This is a genomic window from Burkholderia sp. E168m23 (genome assembly GCF_016586125.1).
In the GTDB taxonomy this organism is placed as follows: domain Bacteria; phylum Pseudomonadota; class Gammaproteobacteria; order Burkholderiales; family Burkholderiaceae; genus Burkholderia; species Burkholderia orbicola.
In genome coordinates, this window is the sequence record NZ_BCPP01000909.1 from 1 (window position 1) to 2,877 (window position 2,877).

Below are 2,877 nucleotides of genomic sequence, written 5' to 3' on the forward strand. Positions count from 1 at the left end.
AATGATGGAAATGGAGCACGCACGCGCCGTGTTCCGCAGTGCAACATGCATGCGACGCGACATGCATCCGTTCGGGAGACGCATCATGGTTCGGGCGGAACTGAGAGTCGTGCTGGCGGCCATCGCCACCTTCATCATGCTGGGCGGCATTGCCGTGGCGATCCACGGACTGCTGTTCGATCTGACCGATGCGGTGAGATACGGGGCGGCCGCGATTGCGGTGGGCGTCACGACCGCCGCGATCGCGCTCAACGTCTGGCCGACCGATCCGCACTGACGGCCATTGGCGAAACGGTGCCGGATGCCGCGCAGATCAGACGAAATGCGCGTCGGAACGACGCACACCGAAATTTTTGTGTCCCGCGCGAAACCGTCTAAAGTGGAATTCAACCGGCATGCATCGACCGCGCCACACTCCGCGGCCGGGGCCTCCGCCGGCGAGCCCGCGTACATTTCGTCCGGCCGGTAGCGGACGACGGACGCGGTCATTCGTTTTCTACCGGTCGAGGCGGCTCCATGCAGATCCATTTCACGAACGAGAAGCCGGAGTATTCGGGGCGTGACCTGATGCTGGCGTTCACGGCACTGGTCAATGGCGAGCGCGTCCAATGTCAGATCACCGCCGAGGCGCTGGAAGACCACTTCGGCGCGGCATCGCCGCGCTTCGAGGACATGGTCGGTGCATTCGACCAGCACCGCGAGCGCATCGAGGCGGCCGCGCGGCGCCTGCTGTCGGAAACGCGGGCGCAATGCGTGACGCTGCGCAGCGGCTACGTGCGCTTCTACGAGGCCAACTGGCGCTGACGACACGACGCTCGTCCGGCGGCGCGCACAAGCGAGCGGCGCACGCGCGGACGTGGCCTTCATGCAATGCCGTTCGGCGGAGTCGGGCGGCATTTTCGTATGCGGGCGGTACCGGATTGATGCTGCAACGGGGCGGCTGCTAGTGTGCCGACACGAACCGGCGTCTCGATTTGTCAGGATCGCAGAGAAAATCATTCGAATTCCAACACAATAAAAAGAGGGCACCGCACGTGGAGCATCGTTCGGGATGGGGGAGGGCGCGCCGTCTGCTGGCAGGCGCATGGTTGCTCGCGGCCGGCATGTCGATGGCCGACGGGGCCGTTGGATCGGACGACGACGCGATCGGTCGGCGCGCACCCGGTGAGGTCGACATCGTCGCGGGCGACGTCACGACGGGTGGCATCGTCGTGGCGCCGGGGCGCGTCGCGACGCCGTGTCATCGGCTCGCCGGCCGACCGGCATTCGACATTGCATCGGCCGATGGCCGCCGTCTTCCCGCGCGACTCGTCGCGGGCAACCAGGATCGGGACATCTGCATCATCGAAGCGACGGGTCTCGACGTCGCCGCCGTGCCGTTGACGGCGCGAAGTCCGGAAGCGGCCACGACCGCCTATCTGGCGGGCGCGCGATTCGACCGCCGTGATCCCGTTGCGTTGCGCGTGTGCTGCCATGCATGGGCCGCGGACGGCGGCGTGCATTCCGGCCTGCTCGCGTCGCCGAATCCGGCGCCGCCGCACCTGCCCGAACCGGGCGCCGGCGTCTACGACGAGCAAGGCAATCTGATCGGCATGGTGGGCGTCCGAGCGGACAGTGCCGAGTCGCTCTACATGGTCCTGCCAGTCGAGTGGATGGCGACCGTGGCAGCGAAGATGCCGGCCGTCGACCTGCCGCTCGAAGCGACCGCCTGGATGAGCCAGGCGCGCGCGTACGCGGTGGCAAACGACGTCGACGGGCTGATTCGCCATGACCTTGCATGGACGGCCGCGCGACCGCAAAGCGCGTGGGCGTGGAACAACCTCGGCAATGCCTACCGCACGAGCCGGCTGCCCGATCGCGGCGCGCTCAGCCTGGCCGCCTATCGACGTTCGGTCGAAAACGATCCGTCATACGCATTTGGCTGGTCTTCGCTCGGCAACACCTATGCCGAGCTGGGACAGATGGATCGCGCACTCGACGCGTTTCATGCCGGCATGCGTGCCGATCCGTCGGACACGATGCTGCGGATGAATCTCGGCATCGCGTATTTGCGGCGCGGCGACAAGGCCGGTGCGCGACCGTGGTTCGAACGAGGGGTACATGAACTGTCCGGTTCGCGCCAGGCCGATGCGTGGAGTCTGCTGGCCTCGACGCAGCCGGATGCCCAGGCCACCATCGGCGTGCTGCACGACGGGTTGAAGGCCTTTCCCGACGATGCACGGCTTTGGTACGCACTCGGCCGTGCGCAATACGATCTCGGCCACCTGGCGGACGCGATCGCCAGTTACCAGCACGCGCTGAAGGCGCAGAAGGGCGGCGATCCCGCCGCAACCGCGCTCATCCAGGGCGCGCTGACCCAGGCGTATGCGCTGCAAGGCCAGTCCGGCGACGCGTCCAGCGCGATGCACAGTGCGGTTGAAGCGGCGCCGGACAATGCTGAATACTGGTTGCGGCTCGGCGCGCTGTACATGACACAGTCGAACTATGTCGATGCGTTGAGCGCGCTCGACCGGTCCCTCAAGCTGAACGACAGCGACGCGAGGGCGTGGCGGATGCACGGCGTGACGCTGGCGCAACTGGGCCAGCATGTGCATGCCGTCGCATCGTTCCGGCGCGCGGTTGCGCTGGACGAATCGCTGGCGGCGGGGTGGGTGGTGCTCGCGGGCGAACTGAACGAGATTGGTCAGCCCGACGAAGCGTCGGCCGCGGCTGCGCATGCATTGAAGCTTGATCCGTCGAACCGGTTGGCGCGGGAGGCGATGGGCATCGCGGCGAATCGCGGCAAGCGGCCCGATGCGGCAGTCGGGATCTTCGAGGAAATGAACCGCGCGTATCCCTGTAATAACTTCGTATAGCATACATTATACGAAGTTATAC

Annotated in this window: 3 protein-coding genes; all 3 read left to right on the forward strand. The window is 66.2% G+C overall.

Annotation, left to right across the window (positions count from 1 at the left end; translation table 11 throughout):
* Position 1: 1 nt before the first annotated feature.
* The 3 genes from JMF90_RS31745 to JMF90_RS31755 all read left to right on the forward strand — a co-directional run bounded on the left by JMF90_RS31745 (position 2) and on the right by JMF90_RS31755 (position 2,855).
* Complete coding sequence (locus JMF90_RS31745; RefSeq protein ID WP_023477572.1) at positions 2-277, forward strand: DUF2964 family protein; 276 nt, start codon at positions 2-4, stop codon at positions 275-277.
* A 239-nt stretch (positions 278-516) separates the two neighbouring features.
* Complete coding sequence (locus JMF90_RS31750) at positions 517-804, forward strand: DUF1488 domain-containing protein (protein ID WP_006480750.1); 288 nt, start codon at positions 517-519, stop codon at positions 802-804.
* A 230-nt stretch (positions 805-1,034) separates the two neighbouring features.
* The gene (locus JMF90_RS31755) at positions 1,035-2,855 is read left to right on the forward strand and encodes a serine protease (RefSeq protein ID WP_236598070.1); all 1,821 of its coding nucleotides are present in this window, start codon (positions 1,035-1,037) and stop codon (positions 2,853-2,855) included.
* Positions 2,856-2,877: the final 22 nt, after the last annotated feature.